General features: G+C 43.8%; 21 protein-coding genes and 1 other RNA gene. 18 read left to right on the top strand and 4 right to left on the bottom strand.

Features of this window, described 5'->3' with window-relative positions; translation table 11 throughout:
- Positions 1 to 112: 112 nt before the first annotated feature.
- A complete protein-coding gene (locus GPK88_RS07690; protein WP_118063059.1) occupies positions 113 to 367 on the bottom strand; it encodes a YlmC/YmxH family sporulation protein in 255 nt (84 codons plus the stop codon).
- 139 nt (positions 368 to 506) lie between these two features.
- Between GPK88_RS07690 and nrdR the strand changes: the two genes are divergently transcribed.
- Positions 507 to 956 (top strand): transcriptional regulator NrdR, encoded by a 450-nt coding sequence (gene nrdR, locus GPK88_RS07685; protein ID WP_021976805.1) that lies wholly within the window; start codon positions 507 to 509, stop codon positions 954 to 956.
- A 190-nt stretch (positions 957 to 1,146) separates the two neighbouring features.
- Here the strand turns inward: nrdR and gdhA are convergent, their stop codons facing one another.
- The gene (gene gdhA / locus GPK88_RS07680; protein ID WP_173761932.1) at positions 1,147 to 2,481 is read right to left on the bottom strand and encodes an NADP-specific glutamate dehydrogenase; all 1,335 of its coding nucleotides are present in this window, start codon (positions 2,479 to 2,481) and stop codon (positions 1,147 to 1,149) included.
- 221 nt (positions 2,482 to 2,702) lie between these two features.
- Here gdhA and GPK88_RS07675 point away from each other — a divergent pair, with 221 nt between their 5' ends.
- From GPK88_RS07675 to efp, 6 genes are all read left to right on the top strand, one after another.
- Positions 2,703 to 3,920, top strand: a complete 1,218-nt coding sequence (locus GPK88_RS07675; protein ID WP_021976807.1) for an aminotransferase class I/II-fold pyridoxal phosphate-dependent enzyme — start codon at positions 2,703 to 2,705, stop codon at positions 3,918 to 3,920.
- Between the two features lie 180 nt (positions 3,921 to 4,100).
- On the top strand, positions 4,101 to 5,462 hold the full coding sequence (locus tag GPK88_RS07670) for a citrate/2-methylcitrate synthase (RefSeq protein ID WP_215707655.1): 1,362 nt from the start codon (positions 4,101 to 4,103) through the stop codon (positions 5,460 to 5,462).
- A gap of 15 nt (positions 5,463 to 5,477) precedes the next feature.
- A complete protein-coding gene (locus GPK88_RS07665) occupies positions 5,478 to 6,344 on the top strand; it encodes a patatin-like phospholipase family protein (protein ID WP_148446685.1) in 867 nt (288 codons plus the stop codon).
- Between the two features lie 10 nt (positions 6,345 to 6,354).
- The gene (locus GPK88_RS07660; protein ID WP_173761934.1) at positions 6,355 to 6,861 is read left to right on the top strand and encodes a YqeG family HAD IIIA-type phosphatase; all 507 of its coding nucleotides are present in this window, start codon (positions 6,355 to 6,357) and stop codon (positions 6,859 to 6,861) included.
- Complete coding sequence (locus tag GPK88_RS07655; RefSeq protein WP_148446681.1) at positions 6,858 to 7,367, top strand: shikimate kinase; 510 nt, start codon at positions 6,858 to 6,860, stop codon at positions 7,365 to 7,367. The genes GPK88_RS07660 and GPK88_RS07655 overlap by 4 nt, the downstream gene beginning before the upstream one ends.
- Before the next feature lie 86 nt (positions 7,368 to 7,453).
- Complete coding sequence (gene efp / locus GPK88_RS07650; RefSeq protein WP_015524430.1) at positions 7,454 to 8,011, top strand: elongation factor P; 558 nt, start codon at positions 7,454 to 7,456, stop codon at positions 8,009 to 8,011.
- Between the two features lie 46 nt (positions 8,012 to 8,057).
- Here efp and GPK88_RS07645 read toward each other — a convergent pair whose 3' ends face one another.
- The gene (locus tag GPK88_RS07645) at positions 8,058 to 9,578 is read right to left on the bottom strand and encodes a response regulator transcription factor (RefSeq protein ID WP_173761935.1); all 1,521 of its coding nucleotides are present in this window, start codon (positions 9,576 to 9,578) and stop codon (positions 8,058 to 8,060) included.
- 160 nt (positions 9,579 to 9,738) lie between these two features.
- On the opposite strand from GPK88_RS07645, the gene GPK88_RS07640 reads away from it, so the two are divergent.
- Positions 9,739 to 12,054, top strand: coding sequence for a glycoside hydrolase family 95 protein (locus tag GPK88_RS07640; RefSeq protein ID WP_148446677.1), 2,316 nt, complete (start codon positions 9,739 to 9,741; stop codon positions 12,052 to 12,054).
- Between the two features lie 31 nt (positions 12,055 to 12,085).
- Here GPK88_RS07640 and GPK88_RS07635 read toward each other — a convergent pair whose 3' ends face one another.
- The gene (locus GPK88_RS07635; RefSeq protein ID WP_252197706.1) at positions 12,086 to 13,798 is read right to left on the bottom strand and encodes a histidine kinase; all 1,713 of its coding nucleotides are present in this window, start codon (positions 13,796 to 13,798) and stop codon (positions 12,086 to 12,088) included.
- Between the two features lie 332 nt (positions 13,799 to 14,130).
- On the opposite strand from GPK88_RS07635, the gene GPK88_RS07630 reads away from it, so the two are divergent.
- The 10 genes from GPK88_RS07630 (at position 14,131) to GPK88_RS07585 (ending at position 24,749) form a co-directional block, all read left to right on the top strand.
- Complete coding sequence (locus GPK88_RS07630) at positions 14,131 to 15,399, top strand: ABC transporter substrate-binding protein (protein ID WP_148446673.1); 1,269 nt, start codon at positions 14,131 to 14,133, stop codon at positions 15,397 to 15,399.
- A 76-nt stretch (positions 15,400 to 15,475) separates the two neighbouring features.
- The gene (locus GPK88_RS07625; protein ID WP_148446671.1) at positions 15,476 to 16,345 is read left to right on the top strand and encodes a carbohydrate ABC transporter permease; all 870 of its coding nucleotides are present in this window, start codon (positions 15,476 to 15,478) and stop codon (positions 16,343 to 16,345) included.
- A gap of 1 nt (position 16,346) precedes the next feature.
- The gene (locus GPK88_RS07620) at positions 16,347 to 17,168 is read left to right on the top strand and encodes a carbohydrate ABC transporter permease (RefSeq protein WP_148446669.1); all 822 of its coding nucleotides are present in this window, start codon (positions 16,347 to 16,349) and stop codon (positions 17,166 to 17,168) included.
- Between the two features lie 29 nt (positions 17,169 to 17,197).
- Entirely contained in the window at positions 17,198 to 18,526 is a 1,329-nt protein-coding gene (locus GPK88_RS07615) for an alpha-L-fucosidase (RefSeq protein WP_148446667.1), read from the top strand.
- Between the two features lie 223 nt (positions 18,527 to 18,749).
- Positions 18,750 to 19,095, top strand: a transfer-messenger RNA (tmRNA) gene (gene ssrA, locus GPK88_RS07610).
- 110 nt (positions 19,096 to 19,205) lie between these two features.
- Positions 19,206 to 20,366, top strand: coding sequence for an FtsW/RodA/SpoVE family cell cycle protein (locus GPK88_RS07605; RefSeq protein ID WP_215707653.1), 1,161 nt, complete (start codon positions 19,206 to 19,208; stop codon positions 20,364 to 20,366).
- 141 nt (positions 20,367 to 20,507) lie between these two features.
- Positions 20,508 to 20,741 carry an acyl carrier protein gene (gene acpP, locus GPK88_RS07600; RefSeq protein ID WP_021976814.1) on the top strand — a complete coding sequence of 78 codons (234 nt, stop codon included), beginning with the start codon at positions 20,508 to 20,510 and terminating at the stop codon, positions 20,739 to 20,741.
- 159 nt (positions 20,742 to 20,900) lie between these two features.
- On the top strand, positions 20,901 to 22,355 hold the full coding sequence (gene gltX / locus GPK88_RS07595) for a glutamate--tRNA ligase (RefSeq protein ID WP_148446663.1): 1,455 nt from the start codon (positions 20,901 to 20,903) through the stop codon (positions 22,353 to 22,355).
- Positions 22,342 to 24,204, top strand: a complete 1,863-nt coding sequence (locus tag GPK88_RS07590) for an ATP-dependent helicase (protein ID WP_330626638.1) — start codon at positions 22,342 to 22,344, stop codon at positions 24,202 to 24,204. Before gltX ends, GPK88_RS07590 begins: the two co-directional genes overlap by 14 nt.
- Complete coding sequence (locus tag GPK88_RS07585; RefSeq protein ID WP_215707652.1) at positions 24,201 to 24,749, top strand: 4'-phosphopantetheinyl transferase family protein; 549 nt, start codon at positions 24,201 to 24,203, stop codon at positions 24,747 to 24,749. The genes GPK88_RS07590 and GPK88_RS07585 overlap by 4 nt, the downstream gene beginning before the upstream one ends.
- Positions 24,750 to 24,753: the final 4 nt, after the last annotated feature.

The raw sequence follows: 24,753 nt of genomic DNA, 5'->3' as shown, positions 1-24,753 counted from the left end.
TTAGAATCCTCCTTGTCTTGTCAGTACATTAAGATGATTCTCAGAGGGCGGTTGAAATATACTTTTCCGGGGAAAATATAAAAAATAAAGGGCCTTGACAAATGTAGTCGGTTCAGTCTCCTCCCAGCCGTTTTTCATCACGGAAATCAACAAGGATGATATCTTCACCAATCTGGCGGATGCAGTCCCAGGGGATGATGCATTCACTTTCTCTTGAAAAACACCAGCAGAATTTCCCGGGTTCCGGCATGATCAGGGCTTTCAGCCGGGCGGTTTCACAGCAGAATTCCACATCAAGAGGACAGCCAAGGCTACGGCAGGTGTGGATATTGATCACTTCTTTCTGTTTCAGTTCGCAGATACGCATAAAATTCATCACCTGATATGATTTTATGGAAAATCTGTAAAATTTATGCAAGTCCGATTATTGACACATTATATGCATTTATTCTATAATAAAAACAAATTTAGTAATGATTTTTTGATCCGGAAAGGGGGAGAGTTCCGTGAGATGTCCGTTCTGTAACCAGGATAATACAAGAGTTGTAGATTCCAGACCTGTAGAGGATACCAATTCTATCCGCCGCCGCCGTCTCTGTGATGCCTGCGGAAAGCGTTTTACAACTTATGAGAAGGTGGAAACGATTCCACTGACTGTGATCAAGAAGGATCAGAACCGGGAGAGCTATAAACGTTCCAAGATCCAGGATGGTGTTCTTCGTGCCTGCTATAAACGCCCCATTCCCATTGAGAGAGTGGAAGAGATGATCGATTCCATAGAAGGGGATATTTTCCGGTCAGAAGATCGTGAGATCAGCAGCACCAAGATCGGAGAGATCGTCATGGAGCATCTGAAGGATCTGGATGCTGTGGCATATGTACGTTTTGCGTCTGTATACAGGGAATTTAAAGATGTCAGTACCTTTATGGACGAGCTGAAGAAACTGATCAACTAGAAAAATGAATGTTGAATATTTAAGACCGATTGTCAAAGGGCAGCCGGTCTTTTTTTGTACGATTTTTAATATGGATTTCAATTTATGAGTTATCACAGACAGTAAAGCAGGATATAAAAACAGGGACCGCATGGGAAAATTCCTCTGCGGTCCCTGTTATAACTTACGTTAATGATTCAGGAAACTTAAATTAAACAATACCCTGAGCTTTCATAGCGTCAACAACTTTTTCGAAGCCGGCGATGTTTGCACCTACAACATAGTTGTCTTCCATACCGTAACGTTTAGCAGCGTCATCAGCTTTGTGGAAGATGTCGATCATGATGTTGTGAAGTTTCTCATCAACCTCTTCTCTTGTCCAGGAAAGTCTCATGGAGTTCTGGCTCATCTCCAGTGCGGATGTGGCAACACCGCCAGCGTTTGCGGCTTTACCAGGCATGAAGAGAACACCGTTCTCCTGAAGGTATGTTGTTGCATCAAGAGTAGTAGGCATGTTAGCACCCTCAACGACATATTTGCAGCCGTTTGCAACCAGTGTTTTAGCTCCGTCAAGACCAAGCTCGTTCTGAGTAGCACATGGAAGATAGATATCACATTTGATGTTCCAGATGCCAAGTCCCTCTGTGTAAGTAGCACCCTCAACACGGTCAGCGTACTCTTTGATACGTCCACGTTTAACTTCTTTGATGTCTTTTACAACGTCAAGGTTGATTCCGTTCGGATCGTAGATATATCCGTTGGAGTCGTTCATTGCAACAACTTTGGCACCAAGCTGAGTAGCTTTCTCAACAGCGTAAATAGCTACGTTACCAGAACCTGTTACAACAATTGTTTTTCCTGCTACGGAGTCGTTGTGTGCTTTTGCGATCTCGTTGAGCATGTATACAACACCGTAACCAGTAGCCTCTGTACGGATCAGGGAACCGCCGAAGGAGAGGCCTTTACCTGTGAGGACACCCTCATAAAGACCACGGATTCTCTTGTACTGTCCGAAGAGATATCCGATCTCACGTCCGCCGACACCGATATCACCAGCCGGAACATCTGTATCTGCGCCGATATATTTGCAAAGCTCTGTCATAAAGCTCTGGCAGAATGCCATAACCTCTCTGTCAGATTTACCCTTAGGATCGAAGTTGGAGCCACCTTTTCCGCCACCGATCGGAAGGCCTGTAAGAGAGTTTTTGAAGATCTGCTCAAAGCCAAGGAATTTCAGGATACCCTGATTTACAGAAGGATGGAATCTTAAGCCGCCCTTGTATGGTCCGATAGCACTGTTGAACTGAACACGGTATCCTTTGTTAACCTGTACAGTTCCGTTGTCATCGATCCACGGTACTTTGAAGGAGATGATTCTCTCTGGCTCTACAAGACGCTCAAGAATGGAAAGCTTACGATACTCTTCCTCATTTTTGTCAATTACGACTTTAAGGGAATCGAGAACTTCCTTAACTGCCTGATGGAATTCTGGCTCGCCAGGATTCTGTGCTACAACTCTTTCATAAACTTCTTCTGTGTAAGACATTGTTGTTTCCTCCTCATCACATATTAAATTGCATTGAAAACTAAATTCGAGTGCTATTATACATTAACATGTTAAAAAAGGGAAGTGCTAAATTAAATTTTTTTAAATTTTTATTTCTTGCGTTGAAAGCCCAAATGTGAGAAGATATAGAAATAGATATTTTTTGACTATGAAATTAAAATGGTTAAATAATAGTGAAAATTAGAAGAGGAGTGGTTTTTATGAGAACATTCGGGAAATCATCAAAGCTTGACAACGTGCTGTACGATGTGCGCGGACCGGTTGTGGATGAGGCTGCCAGAATGGAAGAAGATGGAATGGAGATTCTGAAGCTGAATATCGGCAACCCGTATCCGTTTGGGTTTTCAGCACCTCAGGAAGTGATCCTGGATATGCTGAGTAATGTACGTACTTCCCAGGGATATTCCGATTCCAAGGGCATTTTTTCCGCAAGAAAGGCGATCATGCAGTATGCACAGCTTCGCGGGATCCCGGGAGTTACCATTAATGATATTTATACGGGAAATGGTGTCAGTGAGCTGATCAACCTTTGTATGCAGGCGCTGCTTGATAACGGGGATGAGATCCTGATCCCGGCTCCGGATTATCCGTTGTGGACAGCTACTGCAACTCTGGCAGGTGGAAATGTAGTTCATTATATCTGTGACGAACAGTCTGACTGGTATCCGGATATTGAGGATATCAAGAGCAAGATCACACCAAGGACCAAGGCGATCGTTATCATCAATCCTAATAACCCTACAGGTGCGGTATATCCGAAGGAAATCCTGGAGCAGATCGCGGACATTGCAAGAGAGCATGAGCTGATCATCTTTTCCGATGAGATCTATGACCGCCTTGTTATGGATGGATACAAACATACTTCCATCGCTTCTCTTGCACCGGACGTATTCTGCGTGACATTTTCAGGACTGTCAAAGTCTCATATGATCGCAGGTTTCCGTATCGGATGGATGATCTTAAGCGGAGCCAAGAACAAGGCCAAAGGTTATATAGAAGGAATCAACATGCTTTCTTCCATGCGCCTTTGCTCCAATGTTCCGGCACAGTCGATTGTACAGACTGCACTGGGCGGATATCAGAGTGTCAATGAGTATATCCAGCCAGGCGGACGTGTTTACGAGCAGAGAGATTTTATCTATAAGGCTCTGAATGATATTCCGGGAATTTCCGCTGTAAAGCCGCGTGCGGCATTTTACATATTCCCGAAGATCGATACCGAGAAATTCAATATCTATAATGATGAGCAGTTTGCCCTGGATTTCCTTCATGACAAGCAGGTTCTCATCGTTCCGGGTAAAGGCTTTAACTGGAACCAGCCGGATCATTTCCGTATTGTTTATCTGCCGGATATCCGTCAGCTGGATAAGGCAATGAAGAAGATGAAAGAGTTCTTTGCTACATATAAGCAGGTCTGATCACCAATACAAATATTTTCGGCATAGACCAAAACGGAAAAAAATGCTATAATCATATCTGAAATATCCCGGTCATCAGGGCCGGGATATATGAAATAAGACCAGAATTGCTTGAGAGGGGAATGAGGAGGGACCGTTATCGGACAGCAATAAAACAGAAATCGAAAGGGGAAATAACGGATGAGCAAATTCAACATGAAAGTGACACCTGAGATTGAGAAACTTACGCAGATCTGTCGTGAGAATGATAAACTGGATCTGTCTTTATATGGCAAGTACGATGTCAAGCGAGGTTTGCGTGACCTGAATGGAAAGGGTGTCCTTGCGGGACTTACCCAGATTTCCAATGTCCAGGCAACCAAGATCGTGGATGGGAAAGAGGTTCCCTGTGCAGGTAAGCTTTCTTACCGGGGATATGATATCAAGGATCTGACAAAAGGCTTCATCAATGACCGGCGTTTTGGTTTTGAGGAAGTAACCTATCTGCTTCTTTTCGGAAAACTTCCGAATCAGGAAGAACTGAATGAATTTTCCGGGATTCTTGCGAATCAGCGCCAGCTGCCGCGGAATTTTGTAAGGGATGTCATTATGAAGGCGCCATCCAGAGATATTATGAATGCTCTGTCAAGAAGTGTGCTGACACTTTATTCCTACGACAAAGATCCGGATAATATTGAACTGGAGAATGTGCTCCGTCAGTGTATTAATCTGATCAGTGTTTTTCCGCTGTTATCTGTTTATGCGTATCAGGCCTATAATCATTATGAGAAAGGTAAGAGCCTTTATATCCATCAGCCGAAGAAGGAACTTTCCACAGCAGAAAATATTCTACGCCTTTTAAGACCGGATAAGAAATACACGGCACTGGAGGCGGAGATTCTGGATATTGCCCTGATTCTTCACATGGAGCATGGCGGTGGTAACAACTCTACCTTTACTACACATGTGGTTTCTTCTTCCGGAACCGATACGTATTCCGCAATTGCGGCAGCCCTGGGTTCTCTGAAAGGCCCGAAACACGGTGGCGCCAACATCAAAGTTGTAAAAATGTTCAACGATATGCGTAAGCATGTGCATGATTACAGTGATGAAGAGGAAGTCAGTGTTTACCTTAAGAAACTTCTTCACAAAGAGGCCTTTGATAAACGTGGGCTGATCTATGGTATGGGACATGCGATCTATTCTGTTTCCGATCCACGTGCAGAAGTATTTAAGGGGTATGTGGAGCAGCTTGCAAGAGAAAAAGGCAGAATGAAGGATTATCAGCTGTATGCTACGGTAGAGCGCCTTGCGCCAAAGGTTATTGCAGAGGCGCGTAAGATCTATAAAGGTGTCAGTGCCAATGTGGACTTTTACAGTGGATTTGTTTACAGTATGCTGGATCTGCCCCTGGAACTCTACACACCGATGTTTGCCATTGCACGTATTGTAGGCTGGAGTGCACATCGTATGGAAGAGCTTATCAATGTGGATAAAATTATCCGTCCTGCATATAAGAATGTTCTTCCGGAAGCAGAGTATATTCCTCTTGGTGAGCGATAGGAAAGGCAATGGAAAATGACAGAATATAATGAGACAGCACTGGTACTGGAAGGCGGTGGAAACAGAGGTGTTTTTACTGCAGGAGTACTGGATTACCTGATGGAACAGAAAGTGGAATTCCCATATGTAGTGGGAGTATCAGCGGGCGCCTGCAATGCCATGGATTATGTATCCGGGCAGGTAGGGCGTACCAGAAGATGTATGATCGTGGAAAATAAGGAATACAGTTATATCAGCCTGAAAAATATTCTGGATAAGAAAAGTCTGTTTGACATGGATATGATCTTTGACAGGTATCCCAATGAGATTTTCCCATTTGATTTTGACGAGTATTTTAAATCGGACATTGAATGTGAGATGGTTGTGACGAACTGTCTTACAGGAGAAGCAGAGTATCTGTCCGAAAAGCAGGACAGACGGAGACTTATGGATATCTGCAGAGCGTCCAGCAGCATTCCGGGAATGAGCCCGATGGTAACGATAGACGGGCAGCTGTATCTGGATGGAGGGGCGGCAGATTCCATACCTCTTATCCATGCCATGAAAAAAGGCCACCGGAAAAATGTGGTCATTCTTACCAGAAATCAGGAATACCGTAAGAAAAAACCAGGTAAAAGCAAAGCCGTATATGTGGCTGCTTTTAAGAAGTATCCGAATCTTTTAAATACATTGCTCAACCGTTATCAGGTGTATAATAAGACCCTGGAACTGATTGAAAAATGGGAAAAAGAAGGTCATATTTTTGTGATCCGACCGGAAATCGAGACCGTTTCCCGTACGGAACAGAATGCGGAAGCATTAAGCGGATTTTACAAGCATGGGTATGAAGTAATGAAAGATCGTCTGGGTGAACTTTATGATTACCTGGAAAAAGAAAACTGAGGTGGAATAGATGTTCAGAAGTTTTTTTCCGGATGAATATCTGGATTCTGCGTATGTAATTGACTATGAGAAGCTTTACAGAGAAGGATACAGAGGGCTTCTTTTTGATATTGATAATACCATTGTCCCGCACGGCGCACCGGCAGATGAACGGGCAAGGAAACTGTTTGAAAAGCTGAGGGGGATCGGGTTTCGATACTGTTTTGTATCCAATAACCAGAAACCCCGCGTAGAGCCTTTTGCCAGGGCCGTAGAGGGAAATTTTATAGAAAATGCCCATAAACCGGCTGTGAAGAATTACAAAAAAGCCTGTCAGGTGATAGGAACAGAACCTGACCGGACGATTTTTGTAGGGGATCAGCTGTTTACGGATATTTACGGAGCGAAACGGGCGGGAATCCGCACGATTCTTGTGAAACCGATTCATCCAAAAGAGGAAATCCAGATTGTGCTGAAACGCTATCTGGAAAAAATAGTACTATATTTTTACCAAAAAGAGGAGGGGAAGAATTCATGAACCATATTGTAATTATCGGCTTTATGGGTTCAGGAAAGACACGAGTTGGAAAGAGGCTGGCGAAGGACCTGGGACTTCCGTTTATTGACGTGGACAGACTGATCGTGAAGAAAATGAACATGTCGGTAAAGGAGGTATTTGAACGCTTTGGAGAGCCGTTTTATCGTGCACTGGAGACAATGGCAGTTAAAGAGCTGTCTACAGATGGTGAGCGTAAGGTAATCTCTGTCAGCGCTGGACTGCCTCTGCAGGAGCAGAACCAGAAATATCTTCAGAATATGGGGACGATCATCTATCTGAAGGGATCTGCGGCAACACTGATCAAACGTCTGGAAGGAAGCAACAATCCAACACTGGAGGGAGCTGAGAACAAAGAGGACAAGATCAAGAAACTTCTCAAGCAGAGAGATCCTGTTTATGAGAAGTTTGCAGACATTAAAGTTGTCACAGGAGTGAAGCCTTTTGACGAACTGATTGCAGAAATTGAAGAAAAATTAAGGGCTTAAACAAAAAAACAGTTGAAAAATGACAAAAGGTATTATAGAATAATCCATAGCGAAAAAGAACCGCATATATTAAGGAGGAAATATTTATGATTTCAGCAGGTGATTTCAAAAATGGTATCACACTTGAAATTGATGGAAACGTATGTCAGATCGTTGAATTCCAGCATGTAAAACCAGGAAAAGGCGCAGCCTTTGTAAGAACAAAATACAAAAACATTATTACAGGATCTGTAGTGGAGAAATCTTTCCGTCCTACAGAGAAATTCCCGGCTGCACGTATTGAGCGTGTAGATATGCAGTATCTGTATCAGGATGGTGGTTTATACTACTTCATGAACACAGAGACATATGACCAGGTTGGTCTTACAGAGGAGCAGGTTGGCGATTCTCTGAAATTCGTTAAGGATAACGAGATGGTTAAGGTTTGCTCTCATAACGGCGAAGTATTCGCAATCGAGCCACCTCTTTTCGTAGAGCTTGAGGTTATTGAGACAGAGCCAGGATTCGCAGGAAATACAGCACAGGGTGCTACCAAACCGGCAACTGTTGAGACAGGTGCACAGGTTCAGGTTCCGCTGTTCGTAAACCAGGGCGACAAACTGAAAATCGATACAAGAACAGGAGAGTATCTCTCCCGTGTATAATGCGATACAATAAAAAAACCCGCGCAAGCGGGTTTTTTTAATACATTTAATCTTTTCTGAGATTTTTCAGAAACTGGCTGGGTGACATTCCTTCGTGGGATTTAAATACCCGGCTGAAATAAAAAGCATCGGAGAATCCTACCATTTCAGCCACATCTTTGGTGAGGATATCCGGGTTGTTCTGCATTAATGTCTTTGCCATTTTCAGGCGCAGTTCACTGATATATTTGCTGGGAGAGATCCCGAATTCTGATTTAAAAAGTGTGGAGATATATTTTTCATTGTAACCAAAAATATCCTGAAAGGATTTCGTTGTGATCTGCTGAGTGAAATTCCGGTCCAGATAGTTCCGTACCTGGCGTGCAAGAGAAGGGAGTTCTTCACCTGGTGTTTTGCTGTGGAAACCGCAGATCTTGTCAGTTTCATATTGAAGTTCCCGTTCCAGTTCTTCGTAAGAATAGCAGGTGGAAACGATCTCTGCAACATCAGGATAGACAATGTCCCTGTGGCAGTTCTGGATCACAGCAGAGATGTAGTACCTGAGATCAGCAGTCAGCTGGAATTGGGAGATATTTTTTCTGTTTTCCAGAGTGATCAGAGAATGGATCATATGGTAGAAACAATCCTGGTCAGAGCTGGAAGAAATCCCTGCACAAAGCTGCTTGACTTCCTGGGAAATAAGTATCTTCTGATCTGAAACGGAGCTGCAGATTTTTATGGAACTGCTTCCGAAACAGTTGTGGAACAGGGCAAAAAGGTATGTATCTTTGATAAGATCTGTTACAGAAGATCCGTCAGAGGCTCGTGCCAGGATAGTATTCAGCCAGATATCTGATTCCTGGTCTTCTGTGTTTGCGGATAATAAATGTTGGATCTTTTCTGCAAGGGATAAAAGATCCGGCTGATCGGAAGATGCATAGACCAGCGCATAAACCTGTTCGTTCTGGTGCCGTCCGTAGAGAAGATGAATGTAAACAGGGTATTCCTGCTCCAGCTGGAAAAGGATCTCCGGGGAAAGAGGACGGAACCTGGAATCGGGGATAGTTTCACCGTAAACACTGGAACACAGCGGGCCTTGAAAAACAAATACAAAAGAACAGTGAAAACCATTCATAAAATCAGGATCACCTGCGGAAAGTTTGTCACTTCGGACAGCACATTGCAGATATTCTTTCTGAAGCAGCCGGGTTTCGGATTTTTGCTGTTCCAGGCAGGAGAGAAGGATGTCATCCAGAGTTTTGAGGTCAATAGGTTTAAGCAGATAATCAGAGACGCCAAGATGGATGGCTTTTCTGGCATATTCAAAATCAGCATATCCGGTGAGGATCACAAAGCGGGTGTGAAGGTGGTTCCTCTGCACTTCTTCGATCATATCCAGTCCGTTCATCACAGGCATGGTAATGTCTGTGAAAACCAGTTCCGGTTTCAGTTCCAGAATTTTCTGAAGACCGTCCCTGCCGTTTTTGCAGATACCGGAAATCTGAAAATCCGGGTAATTTTTGGTGATGAGAAGAGAAAGCCCCCTGGCAATGGCCGGTTCATCTTCGATGATAAGTACGTGTATCATAATTTCTCCTTTATATGTGAAAGAAATTTTTTGCATATGTTCTAATTATAGCATGAATAGACCTGAAAACAAGAAAAAAGTCCATACGAAAGTCGCTTTTTCTCCATGTTGTATATACAGAAGGTATGATATGATAGGAAAAAAAACAGGGAGGAAGAATATGAACTGTTTATGGTATACAGAAGCAGCAAAAAGCTGGATCGAAGCATTGCCTCTTGGTAATGGCCGGATGGGAGCTATGATATCCGGTGAACCTTTTTGCGGACAGATCCAGATGAATGAGGAGAGTATTGTCTATGGAGGACCGCTTGACCGCATCAATCCGGACGCGGCGAAGTATTTCCCGGAAATCCGGAAACTGGTGCTGGAAGGAAAGATCCGGGAAGCTCAGAAACTGGAACTTTTTGCATTGTCTGGAACACCTCAGAGCGAACGGCCGTATCAGACCATGTGTGATGTGAATTACAGCATAGATCACGAAGAGGGAGAGATCCAGAATTACAGAAGAGAGCTGGATCTGGAAAAAGGTGTTGCAAGTACTTCGTTTGTACATAATGGAGCACAGTACAGAATGCGATGTCTGATCTCTGAAAAAGAAGATTTGATGGCAGCGGAGTTTTCCACAGACAGAGAAGAAGGTCTTGCCATGTCTGTTCTGATAACAAGGGGACGATTTTACAACTGTGCAGGAAAAGCCGGTGAGGACAGTATTTATATTGATGGAGATCTGGGAAAGGGTGGAAGTGAATTCTGCATTCAGGCCCGCGCGGTGTCAGAAGGCGGAAGTGTACAGGTGATCGGAGAACACCTGGTGATCCAAAATGCTTCCAGGGTGATTTTTTATGTAAACGGAGTGACTACTTTCCCTTACCGAAAAAAGAAGGTCGAGGATCCATACAGCTACCTCAAAGAACAGCTGGCTTCTTACACAGCAGAGGATTTTGACCGAATACTGGCAGAACATGTGGAGCAACACAGCAAGGTGTTTGACCGTTCTGTTCTGAAACTGAAAGAGGATGAAGGTCTGTCCGGACTTCCAACAGATCAACGCCTGAAACGACTCCGGGAAGGTAAAAAAGACAAAGGGCTGGCAGCTCTTTATTATGGATACGGAAGATATCTTCTTATGGCGAGCAGCCGCCCGGGAGGACTTCCTGCCAATCTTCAGGGAATCTGGTGTGAGAAGCTGGAGCCTACCTGGGATTCCAAATATACCATCAATATCAACACAGAAATGAATTACTGGCCAGCAGAGATCTGTAATCTTTCCATGTGTCATGAGCCGCTTTTTGACCTGCTGGAACGAATGGTGGAGAATGGAAAGAAAACAGCGAGGGAAATGTATGGATGCAGAGGTTTTGTGGCACATCATAACACAGATATCTGGGCAGACACAGCACCGCAGGATCTGGCACTGGCAGCGTCATACTGGGTAATGGGCGGCGCATGGCTGGCAGCACATATCTGGAAGCATTACCGCTATACCATGGACCAGGCTTTTCTGGAGAGGATGATGCCGGTTCTGGAAGAGTGCGTGTTGTTTTTTAAAGATTTCATGATCGAAGATCAGGGTGAAATGGTGGTGTGTCCTTCTGTTTCTCCGGAGAATACCTATTATCAGGCAGATGGAACAACGGGAAGTGCTTGCGCAGGCTGTACCATGGATACCGGAATCCTGAGAGATATTTTTCATGCCTATCTGGAAGGAAACAGGATCCTTGGGAAAAAAGCATCTCAGGAAGACTGGGTGCATGAAACTCTTGATAAGCTCCCTTTGTACAAGGTTGGAAAATACGGTCAGCTGTTGGAATGGAGAGAAGATTATGAGGAGTGGGAACTTGGGCACAGACATTTTTCGCATTTATATCCCCTGTTTCCGGCAAACCAGATTAATGAATATGAGAATCCGGAGCTGGTAAAAGCATGTGAGAAATCTCTGGAGAGACGAATGAAATTTGGTGGCGGTCACACAGGCTGGAGCTGTGCATGGCTGATCAATCTGTATGCAAGACTTCAAAATGGAGATAAAGCAGAGGAATATATCGATTATCTTCTCAATAAACTGACAGCACCGAATATGTTTGATCTGCATCCGCCACTTGAGCGGATTTCAGGTATTCCGTGGGTATTCCAGATAGACGGAAATTTCGGCGGAGCGTGCGGAATTGCCCAGGTGCTGCTCCAGAGCCATCTGGATGAGATATTCCTGCTTCCGGCTCTTCCGAAAAACTGGCAGGAGGGAAGCGTCACAGGTATTTGTGCAGAAGGCGGTTTTGAGGTGGATATGACCTGGGAAAAGGGCAGATTTTCTCATGGGTGGCTTCTTTCGAAACATGGGGAAAAAGCAGTTCTCAGATGCAGAGAGGAACTGGAGATATCCAAAGATGGAATAAAAGTTCCTGTGATCATAGATGAAAAAGAAAGATACGTATTTGATACAGAGAAAGACGCGATCTATCAGATCAGGAGTAAATAAAGTTTAAGGAAAAAAGCCGGAGGCTTCCCTGTCAGGAAGTGCTCCGGCTGAATAATTTTTCGGGCTTTAACGGGCCGCCGATGGTGACGGTCGTAAGGTTGTCAGAATCATTTTTGGAAACATGGAAATATTCTTCGCCGCGGTAATAAATATGAAAACGGAGAATGGTATTTTCCAGGCCATAGCCCTGATGGCGAAAGGTGTTTTCGTAATCCATATCCTGGTTTCCGGTAAAGGTGAAGCCGGAGAGTTTCTGGTGAAGAGCAGTAAGCTTTTCTTCAGGAAACGGAGCTCCGTTGTTGGAGATGGACAGATACCACCGGGTGTCGTCACAGTGGGAACGTATGGAAATCTTCCAGGGAGGAGGAATCTCCACGCCGGCCTGGTGGAAGCCATGCTGAAAACAGTTTTCAATAAGAGGCTGAAGAATCAGCTTTGGCACAGTAATGGAATTCAGGGACTCATCAAGCTGCCATTCGTATTCCAGATCGTCTTCGTAGCGTATCTTCATAATATAGAGGTAATGTCTTGCATTGTCGATCTCTTGGGACAAAATAACGGACTGCCCTGTGTAGGAGAGGGAATAGCGAAGAAGCTGGGAAAGCTCTGTGCACATGTTGGAAACATCCATATTTCCAGAGGCCAGCCCTGTCATTCCGATGACAGAAAGAGTATTGTACAGAAAATGCGGGTTCAGCTGCGCTTCCATGGCGTCATAGTGGGCAATCAATGTCCGTTTCCGTTGTTCTGCAAGACGCTGGTTCTGGTCGTAAATTTCAGAAAGATATCCCTGGATCGCATTGGTGAGAAAGATGATCTCATTATCGCTGCTTCCGGGAATAGCAGAAATATTTTCCCCGGGATCAAGAACTGTCAGCTTATCTGTCAGCTGTCGAAGTGGCTGTGTGAGGTTTCGCGTCAGTACCATAAGGAAGGTGGACATAATTATGAACATGATTACAAAAAGCAATGTGCTGATTATGAGAAGCCGTTTTATGGAGGCTGCAAATATGGAAGAATTCTCACTGAGGATCACCGTCCATCCGGTCTTATCGGAAAGGTGATAGCTGGAAACAGAAAGATTTCCGTAGGAAAAGCTGCCACTGTCAGGAGAAATCTCGGAAGCGGAACGCCAGCTGGCCAGAAAAGTCCTGCGGTTCAGTGAGGATGCACTTGTGTAAACCAGATTATCAGCATCATCCAGAATGGTGATATCACAATCTTCAGGAGTATCAAAACCGGAGAGAAGTTGTCTGGTCAGGGTATCCATATCAAAATCAGCAATAAGAAGTCCGTACTGATGATAAATATCCCGCATGGAACGTACAACAGAAATTACAGTTCGGTTGTTTTTCCAGTAATCCTTGTGAGGAGGGACATATAAAACATAATTAATGTTATCTATAACGTCTGTAAGATAGGGATTGTTCTCCAGAACGGTTTTTTTTGTATAACTGGTACCGTTTGGGGAAGAAGTTCCCAGATGGTCGTAATATTTGCTGACATAATTAAGGGATATATCCAGGTCTGAAGACATCAAGGTAGTGCGGAACCGGTCCTGAAAAGCAGATCTGGCTGTGATATGGGTAGGCAGGTAGTTGTTTTCGCCCTCAGGGATATTTCTGGCAGTATCAAGGAGTGAGGCGTTTAGCTGCAGCTCTTTCAGCGTATTATCTGCATCATTGAGAAGGGTGTCCAGATTGTTCTGTATCATGGATGCACTGCCGCTTAATGTACTGCGCATGTTCTCCCGCAGGGAATTTGCCGAATAATAATAGAAAAACAGCGAAAAACCGACAAGCAGAAGGGAGTTTAGCAGGATGCAGGAAATGAACAGCTTTTTTTGAAAAGAAAATTCATGGAATTTCATGATCGTTCCTCCGGAAGATTTCTTGTATCTATTTTATATGAACAGCGAAAAAGAAACAAGGAAAATTGTACAAATAGATGGAAGAATGTAAAAAAGGAAAAAAGTACATGTTGGATTAAACAAAAGTCCATGGATTTTCCGAAGGCAGTTTTATATAATATGACCATATTAAGAACGAAAAAACAAACAAAGGGAGGAAATTTACAATGAAGAAAAAAATGTTTGCAGCACTTATGGCAGCGTGCATGACGGTATCTGTATTCGGGAGCGTGGTAACCGCCAGCGCAGCAGATGGAGTAACACTGACACTTTACGGAAATGCAGATGACCTTGCAAAACCGTACATGCAGAAGATCATTTCTCTGTGGGAAGAGTCTTCCGGAAACAAGATTGACCAGCAGGGTCTTGATACAGATAATGCAGAGACCATTGCACTGACAAAATTTACAACAGGTGATATCCCGGATCTTTACATTCATTTCGGAAACAGCAACCTGAAAAACTTTAATCCGGAAGAGAATTTTGTAGACTGGTCCGATGCTGACTGGGTGTCCGATATTCAGGACTCAGTTCTTCCACAGGCAACCTACAATGACAAAGTGATCGGACTTCCGTTCTGGGAAGCATCCAACTCCGGCTGCTTCTATAACACAAAGATCTTCGAGGAACTGGGAATTGAGCAGCCTACAACACAGGAAGAATTCAATGCAGCCTGTGATACACTTCTGGAGAACGGAGTACAGCCGATTTACCTTGCAGCAGCTGATGCATGGCCAATCCTTTATCAGTTCGCACTGGATCCTGTACTTGAGGAGCATCCGGAATATATCGAAAAACTGAATGCAGGAGAAATGTCCTACGCAGATATCCCGGAATTCACAGATATGTGTACCTGGTTTAAAGAAGCAGCAGATAAAGGATACTTTGGAAAGAACTTTGCATCTGATACATGGGATTACACAAGTGAGGTTCTTGGAACAGGTGAAGCTGCAATGCTCTTCTGCTGGGATACCTGGTTTGACACAGATTATGACAGTGAATCTTATGATTATGTAGGTGATGATTTCGGAATCATGCCTGTATTTATGGGAACCTGCGATGAGGGAACCTATGAAGGCGGAAATGTAAACCTGATGCTTGTAAACAAAAATGGTGATAATGTAGAGGCTGCCAGTGATTTCGTAAACTTTATGGCAGATCCGGAGAATTACAACCAGGCATTTGATGGTGTTTCCACAGCAGCAGTATTCAAACAGGAGACAACCAATGTAAATTCCACTCAGTATGATGGAAACAAAGACAGCGTAGATAAACTGATCCGTGCATCTTCCGCACAGCCGAAGATCGTTGGTTTCAACCAGCAGGAAGGTGGCAAGGCTCTGCTTCAGCTTATGAACGGAGACATCAGCGTAGAAGAATGTGTAAAACTGATCGATGATGACAGAGTTGCAACACTTGAGTCTTTTGCCCAGTAAATAAACATCCGTTTTAAAGATGGTTTCAGGTTTGAGGGTAAAACTTCAAACCTGAAATTGTTTAAGGAGGAAATTCATGAATCGAAAAAAAATATATCCGCTGTATCTGGCACTGATCCCTGCTGTGGTATTTTTTATCTTCTTTATTGTACCGTCCACTGTGGGTTATTACTATGCATTTACCAACTGGAGTGCAGCCAGAACAACCAATCTGAAATTTGTGGGATTTGAAAATATCATGTCAGTTCTTACGAGTACGAAAGTGCCGGTAGCCTTTGTAAATACCCTGATCTACGCAGGCGTAAAAACCATTACCGTAACACTTCTGGGCTTTGTATTTGCCTATATCCTGAACCGTGAGATCAAAACACGGACTGCTCTGAGAACGGTTTATTTTATCCCGTCTATCTTTTCCTGCCTTGTTGTAGGCCTTATCTTCAGTGCTGTATTTCAGACACGTCACGGTACGATCAATAATATCCTGAACCTTATGGGAATTGCAAATATACAGTGGCTGGGAAAACGAGGCACAGCAGTTTTTGCTATCTGCGTAGCTGAGGTATGGAGAAATGTGGGATATGCGATCATCATCACACTTGCGGGTCTGCAGTCAGTTTCTTCTGATTATCTGGAGGCAGGTAAGCTTGACGGTGCATCTGAGTGGCAGCTTTTCCGCCATATCACACTTCCGCTGATCATGCCTACTGTAAACGTTAATATTCTGTTCAGTCTGATTTATGGATTGAAAATGTTCGATCTGATTTACGTTATGACAGGCGGCGGCCCAGGAAATGCGACTGAGAGTTTCGGAACGCTGATGATGAATGAAATGTCTGCAGGACGTTATTCACAATCTGTAGCTGTCAACCTTGTATTCACAGTGCTTCTGGTCATTGTTTCAGTTGTATATCAGAAGTTTTCATCAAGATGGGAGACGGTGTTATAATATGAATAAGAAAAAAACTAGGATCAATCTGATACTGGAGATCATTCTCTGGCTTGTGAGCATCGTGACGATCTATCCGATGCTGATGGTGCTTCTCACTTCCTTTAAAAACAAAGGCGAAGCTGCTTATATGAATATCAGCCTGCCAAGTGAGTGGCATCCGGAAAACTACATAACAGTTCTGGAAAAAGATTTTATGCGTTCTCTCGGGAACAGTGTGTTTATCACCTTTATATCAGTGGCACTGATCGTTTCTCTTTCTGCATTCTTAAGCTTTATCATTGTACGAAGAGATACAAAAGGATGCAGGATCGGGTATAAGATCATCACTCTTGGAATCATTGCACCTTTTGCTGCACTTCCAACTATCCAGCTGATGCAGAAAATGGGGATTTACGGATCAAGAATCGGTCTCTGTCTTGTATATTCTTCTCTGTACATGCCGTTTACAACAATGATGTTCAGCGGATTTATTAAAGGAATCCCGAAAGAACTGGATGAGGCAGCAGTTATGGACGGTGCAGTAGGCGGAAGACTGTTCTGCACAGTGATCATGCCGCTTCTGAAACCGGTTCTTGCAACAACAGGCGTTCTGAATTTTATGTGGGTATGGAATGAGCTTCAGATTCCGATGTATCTTCTGAATTCTTCTTCCAAGTGGACGCTGCCTCTTTCTGTATACAATTTCTACGGACAGTTCAGCAGAAGCTGGAATCTTGTATGCGCAGACGTTGTACTGGTTTCTTTGCCGGTAATCCTGGTATACATTTTTGCACAGAAATGGGTGATCGCAGGTATGACAGCCGGTGCTGTAAAGGGCTGATGCGGATAATATCAAGGAGGATATGAAAAATGTCAAAAAAATATACAGGAACATGGAATTCTGTAAATGAGCATGAGGTACCGAAATGGTATGACGGCTGTAAATTCGGAATTTTTATCCACTGGGGAATCTATTCAGTTCCTGCCTTCGCGCCAAGAACATGGGAGCTTGGTGCGGTGGAGACCAATGAAGAATGGTTCTGCAACAATCCTTATGCGGAGTGGTATTATAATTCCATAAATGTTGGAAAAGGACCTTCTTATGAACATCACATTGAGAAATACGGCAAGGATTTTTCTTATGAAGATTTCCTGCCAATGTGGAAGGCTGAGAACTGGCAGCCACAGAAGTGGGCAGAACTTTTCCGCAAATCAGGGGCAAAATATGTTGTGCTGACAACGAAGCATCATGATGGTTTCTGCCTGTATCCCAGTGAATATACAGATTTCAACTGTGAAGAACTTGGTCCGAAGAGAGATATCACAGGAGAGCTGACAGATGCTGTGCGCAGTGAAGGTCTGAAAATGGGACTTTATTATTCAGGGCTGATCGACTGGCAGTTTGCCAATGATCCGATTTTCAAGGAAGAGGACAATTTCGGAAATGCCTGCCCGACTTTTGAGTATGCAGACTATTCTTACAACCAGATGAAAGAGCTGGTAGACAAATATCACCCGTCCGTATTCTGGAATGATATTGGATGGCCAAAGCAGAGTGAGCATATGATGCCGTATTTCCTGGCACATTATTATAATGTGGTGGAGGAAGGCGTGGTCAATGACCGGTTTAATGGACTGTATCATGACTTCAGCACAAAAGAATACAAACAGGGCGAAGCTAATCGCAAGGAAAAGTGGGAAATGTGCCGCGGTATGGGACTTTCTTTCGGATACAATGAAAATGAAGGAGATGATCAGCTGATCAGTGTTCCGGATCTGATTCATCTTCTGGTTGCAACAGTATCTGATAACGGAAACCTGCTTCTCAATATCGGCCCGAAACCAGACGGAACTATTCCGGCTGAGCAGGAAAAACGTCTTCTTGCGCTTGGAAAATGGCTGGAGATCAACGGAGAAGGTATTTATGATACCAGTTGTTCCGCACATCTTCCGGAAACAGCAGGAGATGGTGTACAGCTGTTTTTTACAGCAAAAGAAAAAGATCTTTATGTATTTATAGAGGGACTTTCCCAGGAAGAGAATACAGTGCTGATTCCGGGCGTAAAAGGAAGTGCAGAGACACTGGATTCAACACTTAATGTACAGTGCGAAGAGACAAAAGAGGGAATGAAGGTCCGTATTAACGGATATGACAAAGAGAAACATATCATCTGTCTGAAAGTAAAAGACGGCGAATGAATATGATGCAGAGCATATAAGGCTGACAGTTTCAGACTTGGGTTCCAGGCTGTGAGGGTAAGAAAAACCGTGCACAGCCCGGAACCTTTTTTGCAAATATCCTTGACACGAAAAAACATTCTGGTATAATTAAATCCAGTCAAAAAACAACTGGCTTAGAGTTCGTCTGTCCACCAGAGATGACTTGAAGAGAATGAAGTCATCAGAAGTCTTTTTTATACAAGGGCTTGTACTGGTTTCGACGGGGGCTTTGAAGTTAGGGAAGCCATCCGCAGACTCCTGGACTGCGTACCAACCGGGAACTAAATATAAACGCAGACGAAAAGTTAGCGTTAGCAGCCTAAGCTGCTCGTCAGCCCCGATGCACTCACACATCGGGAATCTGGCGTCGACTATGTGAGAAACCTTGCCGGGTAAGCTTTGCCCCGGTAGATGTATCATGAAGCTACTGAAGCAGTAAGCCTGTCGGTGGGCGTGCTGCCGAGGGAATGTTAAATCAGCGACTGTGATGGGAGATGCCTTAAGGGATAGGCTTTCGGACAGGGGTTCGATTCCCCTCAGGTCCATTTATGGAACGTCCCGGAAAGACAGCATTTATGCGGCTTTCCGGGAATTTTTTTTACTTTCTTTTTTAGATATCAGAAATTTCTTCGCGGATACAGAAAGCGATGGTGATAAAATGAAAAAACCTCTGCTCAATTTAAAAAAGCAGAATACAAAATCAGATTACTATGATTATAATCTTGTCGCTGTCATCGTACTTCTGGTATGTTTCGGACTGGTTATGCTGTACAGCACCAGTTCTTATATGGCGGAAGTAAATTATGGCAATGATATGTTTTATTTTAAGAAACAGGCACTGATCAGTGCGGCCTGTCTGATCGGAGCATTATTTATTTCAAAAATACTGGATTATCATGTCCTTCTTCCTTTTACAACCGCACTTTATGTGGCTTCACTGATCCTTATGGGCCTGGTCAGCACTCCGCTGGGGCATTCTTCCCATGGTGCAACCAGATGGCTGTATATCGGACCGATCAACTTTCAGCCTGCCGAAATAGCCAAGATTGCGGTCATCATCATGATGGCCTATATGATCGGAAAGATGGGACGAAAGGTAAAAACTCTGAAAAGCTGTATGATCCTGGGACTTCCGGGAGCAGGACTTGCGCTGGCTGCTTATGTGCTTACCGATAACTTAAGTACTGCCATGATCATTCTGGGCATTACTGTAGGAATGGTTTTTGTGGCACATCCGGATACCCGTCCGTTTATCATTATAGGTATCGTCGGTATCGTTTTGATCGTGATTGGGGTGCTGTTTCTGGTTGCGACAACCAAGAGCAGTAACAGCTTCCGTATTATGCGAGTACTGGTATGGCTTCAGCCTGAGAAATATTCCGATGAAGGCGGATATCAGACGTTACAGGCACTTTATGCGATCGGCTCCGGTGGCTTTTTCGGAAGGGGACTTGGAAACAGTATCCAGAAACTGGGAAGCGTTCCTGAGGCTCAGAACGATATGATCTTTTCTATTATCTGTGAGGAACTTGGGATTTTCGGAGGTATTTTTGTGCTGATCCTGTTCGGGTATCTTCTGTACAGACTGTTCTTTATTGCACAGAATGCCCCGGATCTGTTCGGCTCTCTGATCGTTACGGGAATTTTTATACATATTGCACTTCAGGTAATCTTAAACATTGCCGTTGTGCTGAATCTGATGCCGAATACAGGTGTTACATTGCCCTTTATCAGCTACGGAGGAACATCGATCGTATTCCTGATGTCGGAGATGGCAATTGCCCTCAGTGTGGCCCGTCAGATAAAATTTCAAGAGTAAAATAGTTTTAAAATCAAAATATTTTTGCTCTGGAGCCATTTTTTGGGAAAATCCTCTTGACAACTGTTTTTGCAGACTATATACTTTGCTCAAAAAGAGGAAACAGATTCGATCTGTAACGATTAAAGGAGAAAATAAGACATGTTAGAAAAAATGAAAGAAATGCTTGCAGAGCAGTTAAATTGTGAGGCGTCTATAATTACACCGGAGACATCTTTTAAGGATGATCTTGGAGCAGATTCTCTGGATCTTTTTGAGCTGGTTATGGCTCTTGAGGATGAGTACAACGTTGAGATCCCGGCAGAGGAGCTTACAGATCTGAATACAGTCGGAGACGTAATCGAGTACCTTAAAAACAAAGGCGTGGAAGCATAAGCAGGAATTAAGAGATCCTCTGGGACAATGGTGTCTCAGGGGATTTTTCTGTGTACAGGGAAGACGGGGGGATTCCGTCGGAAAACCTATGGACATTTTGAAGGATTTAGGTATATAATATCACTTATAATGAGAAACAACAAAACGAGGAGAAAAGAAATGACAAAGATCAGAACAAGATTTGCACCGAGTCCTACAGGAAGAATGCATGTGGGTAACTTAAGAACAGCTCTTTATGCTTATTTGATCACAAAACATGAAGGCGGAGATTTTATCCTCCGTATTGAAGATACAGACCAGGAACGTTATGTGGAGGGAGCAGTAGATATCATTTACCGTACCCTTGAGAAAACCGGACTTCTCCATGATGAGGGACCGGATAAAGACGGCGGTTTCGGTCCGTATGTACAGAGCGAGCGTCAGGCAACCGGTATGTACCTGAAATATGCGAAACAGCTTATCGAGCAGGGAGATGCATACTACTGCTTCTGTGGCAAGGAAGAGCTGGAGAGCATGAAACGTACAGTTGCAGGTAAGGAGATCTCCATCTACGACAAGAGATGTCTTCACCTTTCCAAAGAAGAGGTTCAGCGCCGTCTGGATGCAGGTGAGCCTCATGTTATCCGTTTCAATATGCCGACAGAGGGAACTACAACATTCCACGATGTTATTTACGGCGATATCACAGTCAACAATGAGGAGATGGAAGATCTGATCCTGATTAAATCCGACGGATATCCCACATACAACTTCGCAAACGTTATTGATGACCACCTTATGGGAATCACACATGTGGTAAGAGGTAATGAGTATCTTTCCTCTTCACCGAAATACAACCGTATTTACGAAGCATTCGGATGGGATATTCCGACCTATGTTCACTGTCCGCTGATCACAGATGAGACACATCAGAAACTTTCCAAGAGATGTGGCCATTCTTCCTATGAGGATCTGATCGACCAGGGATTCGTTACAGAGGCAGTGATCAACTATGTTGCACTCCTTGGATGGAGCCCGGCAGATAACCGTGAGATCTTCACACTTCCGGAACTTGTGGAAGCATTTGACTATCACCATATCAACAAATCACCGGCAGTTTTCGATATTGCCAAGCTGAAATGGATGAATGGTGAGTACATCAAGAAGATGGATCCGGATGCATTCTATGAGAGAGCACTTCCATATCTGAAAGAAGTACTGAAGAAAGACTTTGATCTCAGGAAGATCGCAGGTATGGTTCAGACCAGAATCGAAGTATTCCCGGATATTCCGGACCTTGTAGACTTCTTTGAGGAAGTTCCGGAGTATGACAGTGCAATGTACCGTCACAAAAAAATGAAAACAACAGAGGAGACTTCCCTTGCAGTTCTCAAAGAAGTACTTCCTGTACTGGAAGCACAGGAGGATTACACCAACGATCCGCTGTATGCATCTTTAAGTGCTTTTGTAAAGGAGCATGGCTATAAGAACGGTTATGTAATGTGGCCGCTTCGTACAGCAGTATCCGGCAAGCAGATGACACCGGCCGGTGCAACAGAGATCATGGAAATCATTGGCAAGGACGAGACACTGAAACGTGTACATGCGGCAATCGAAAAACTTGAGCGCGAATAAGTGCGTGGTCAATCATCCAGTTATGAAACGAAATCCATCTCAGAAAAGGGCGATCGCCCACCTGTCAGGACCGATGATGGTTCTGGCAGGCCCCGGTTCGGGGAAAACTTCCGTCATAGTAGAAAGAACAGCACATATGATTCATGAAGGGAAGATACCGGCTTCCTCTGTTCTTGTTGTGACTTTTTCCAGGGCAGCAGCTGTAGAAATGAAAGAACGGTTTCTGAAATTTACCGGAGTTCCGAGGACAGGCGTTACATTTGGAACTTTTCATGGTGTATTTTACGGAATCCTGAAACAGGCATATGGTCTCAATGGAAGCAATATTCTCTCTGAAGAGGAAAAATATGCGATCTTAAGAGAGCTGGCAGTAAACTGTGCCACAGAACAGTCCCAAGAGGGGGATTTTGTGGAAGATCTGGCAAAAGAGATCAGCGTTGTCAAAGGGGGAAGAATTTCGCTGGAACATTATTATTCTTCCTGCTGTCCGGATGAAGTGTTCCGGCAGATTTTTAAAGGGTATAGGAAAGTTCTGAACGAAAGAAGAAAGCTTGACTTTGATGACATGCTTTTAAGCTGCTATGAACTTCTGCGTAAAAGAAAAGATATCCTGGCTGCATGGCAGAAAAAATTTCAGTATATTCTGGTGGATGAGTTTCAGGATATCAATCATCTTCAGTATGATATTGTAAAAATGCTGGCAGCTCCGGAAAATAACCTGTTTGTGGTGGGAGACGATGACCAGTCTATCTATCATTTCCGTGGGGCACGTCCGGAGATTATGCTGAATTTTCCGGAAGATTTTAAAAATGCGGAAACAGTGCTTCTGAATATTAATTACCGGTGCAGCGGAAATATTTTAAATACAGCTATGAAGGTAATTGATCATAATGAAAACCGTTATGTAAAGAAACTTTTCACGCCCAATGAACCGGGAGAACCTGTAGTGGTAAAAGAGTTTAAAAACCCCAGGGATGAGTATATGGCAGCAGCAGGAGCCTTAAAAAACCGGATGGAAAAAGGGGAAGATATTGAAGATACGGCCTTTCTTTTTCGGACCAACCAGGAAGCAGAGGGACTGGTTGCTGCTCTGATGGAATACGGGGTTCCTTTTACCATGAAAGAGAAATTGCCCAATCTGTTCCGAGACTGGATCTGCAAGAATATGATCGCCTATCTGAAGATGGCACAGGGGGACCGGAGCAGAAGTACATTTCTGGAAATTATGAATCGTCCCAACCGCTACATAGCCAGAGAGGCTCTTACCGAAAAAAATATAGATTTTAAAGTTCTTGGAGAATTTTATAAAGATAAGGACTGGATGTGTGACCGGATCACAACGCTGGAAACACATCTCCGGATCCTGAAAACAATGGCCCCTTATGCTGCCATTAATTTTATCCGAAATGGTATGGGATATGAAGAATACTTGCAGGAATACGCAAGGTATCGTAAAATAAAACCAGAAGAGCTCTGGGAAACCTTAAACCGGATACACGAAAGTGCCAGAGGAATGAAAACACTGGAAGAATGGCTGGCCTATATGGATGAATATACCAGAAAACTGGAAGAACAGGCGAAGAAACAGGACGTAAAAAGGGAAGGATGTGTGATATCTACCCTTCACGCAGTAAAAGGCCTGGAGTATGACAGGGTATATATTATGAATGTCAATGAGGGCAGTATGCCTTACCGGAAGGCAGTTCTGGAGGCACACCTTGAGGAAGAACGGAGACTTTTCTACGTTGGGATGACGCGGGCAAAGAAAAAACTTTCCCTGTGTTATGTGAGACAGCAGTATGAGAAGGAACGGGAGCCTTCCCGGTTCCTTGAGGAGGCCGGATTATGAACGGGATCATATATTATACAAAAATAAAAGACGAATATGACAACAAGAACATGGAGCACATGATCGGAGAAAAGCTTCTTGAGATCGGGCTCGAGAAAGAGTTTGGCCGGAAACTTGCCTTTGAACCCCGTGCAAAAGGGGAGCATGGGAAACCGTTTTTTACCCTGCTTCCCAGAATTCATTATAATATCACCCATTCCGGAAAATATGTGATGTGCCTGTTTGCAGGAGAAGAAGTGGGCATTGATGTGCAGATTCACAAGAAAGTAAATTACGAAAGAATTCTTGAAAGAATGGTGCCTGCAGATATGGTGAGGGAAATTCTGGATGCGGATGATATGGAAAGGGCCTTTTTTACCCAGTGGGTTTTGAGGGAGGCCTATATCAAATGGACTGGAGAGGGTCTGTCCAGAGATCTGAGAACCATTCCCATGGATAAGGGAAATTACATCATGCTTGAGATGGAGCCAGGATACAGTGGAGCGATCTGGTCCAGAGACAGCCTGGAATTACGGTTTGAATACGAAGACATCATTTTGAGATAGCGAA

Origin of the sequence: Blautia sp. MCC269 (assembly GCF_018785655.1) — a bacterium.
GTDB lineage: Bacteria > Bacillota > Clostridia > Lachnospirales > Lachnospiraceae > Blautia_A.
Note: the sequence above shows the minus strand (reverse complement) of the source record. Positions and strands in the feature narration are given on the sequence as shown.

Bases quoted from the DNA above. Each gene is read 5' to 3' on its own strand.
- GPK88_RS07690 (WP_118063059.1), bottom strand. From the start codon at position 367: ATGCGTATCTGCGAACTGAAACAGAAAGAAGTGATCAATATCCACACC.
- gdhA (WP_173761932.1), bottom strand. From the start codon at position 2,481: ATGTCTTACACAGAAGAAGTTTATGAAAGAGTTGTAGCACAGAATCCT.
- GPK88_RS07675 (WP_021976807.1), top strand. From the start codon at position 2,703: ATGAGAACATTCGGGAAATCATCAAAGCTTGACAACGTGCTGTACGAT.
- GPK88_RS07670 (WP_215707655.1), top strand. From the start codon at position 4,101: ATGAGCAAATTCAACATGAAAGTGACACCTGAGATTGAGAAACTTACG.
- GPK88_RS07665 (WP_148446685.1), top strand. From the start codon at position 5,478: ATGACAGAATATAATGAGACAGCACTGGTACTGGAAGGCGGTGGAAAC.
- GPK88_RS07660 (WP_173761934.1), top strand. From the start codon at position 6,355: ATGTTCAGAAGTTTTTTTCCGGATGAATATCTGGATTCTGCGTATGTA.
- GPK88_RS07655 (WP_148446681.1), top strand. From the start codon at position 6,858: ATGAACCATATTGTAATTATCGGCTTTATGGGTTCAGGAAAGACACGA.
- efp (WP_015524430.1), top strand. From the start codon at position 7,454: ATGATTTCAGCAGGTGATTTCAAAAATGGTATCACACTTGAAATTGAT.
- GPK88_RS07645 (WP_173761935.1), bottom strand. From the start codon at position 9,578: ATGATACACGTACTTATCATCGAAGATGAACCGGCCATTGCCAGGGGG.
- GPK88_RS07640 (WP_148446677.1), top strand. From the start codon at position 9,739: ATGAACTGTTTATGGTATACAGAAGCAGCAAAAAGCTGGATCGAAGCA.
- GPK88_RS07635 (WP_252197706.1), bottom strand. From the start codon at position 13,798: ATGCGCAGTACATTAAGCGGCAGTGCATCCATGATACAGAACAATCTG.
- GPK88_RS07630 (WP_148446673.1), top strand. From the start codon at position 14,131: ATGAAGAAAAAAATGTTTGCAGCACTTATGGCAGCGTGCATGACGGTA.
- GPK88_RS07625 (WP_148446671.1), top strand. From the start codon at position 15,476: ATGAATCGAAAAAAAATATATCCGCTGTATCTGGCACTGATCCCTGCT.
- GPK88_RS07620 (WP_148446669.1), top strand. From the start codon at position 16,347: ATGAATAAGAAAAAAACTAGGATCAATCTGATACTGGAGATCATTCTC.
- GPK88_RS07615 (WP_148446667.1), top strand. From the start codon at position 17,198: ATGTCAAAAAAATATACAGGAACATGGAATTCTGTAAATGAGCATGAG.
- GPK88_RS07605 (WP_215707653.1), top strand. From the start codon at position 19,206: ATGAAAAAACCTCTGCTCAATTTAAAAAAGCAGAATACAAAATCAGAT.
- acpP (WP_021976814.1), top strand. From the start codon at position 20,508: ATGTTAGAAAAAATGAAAGAAATGCTTGCAGAGCAGTTAAATTGTGAG.
- gltX (WP_148446663.1), top strand. From the start codon at position 20,901: ATGACAAAGATCAGAACAAGATTTGCACCGAGTCCTACAGGAAGAATG.
- GPK88_RS07585 (WP_215707652.1), top strand. From the start codon at position 24,201: ATGAACGGGATCATATATTATACAAAAATAAAAGACGAATATGACAAC.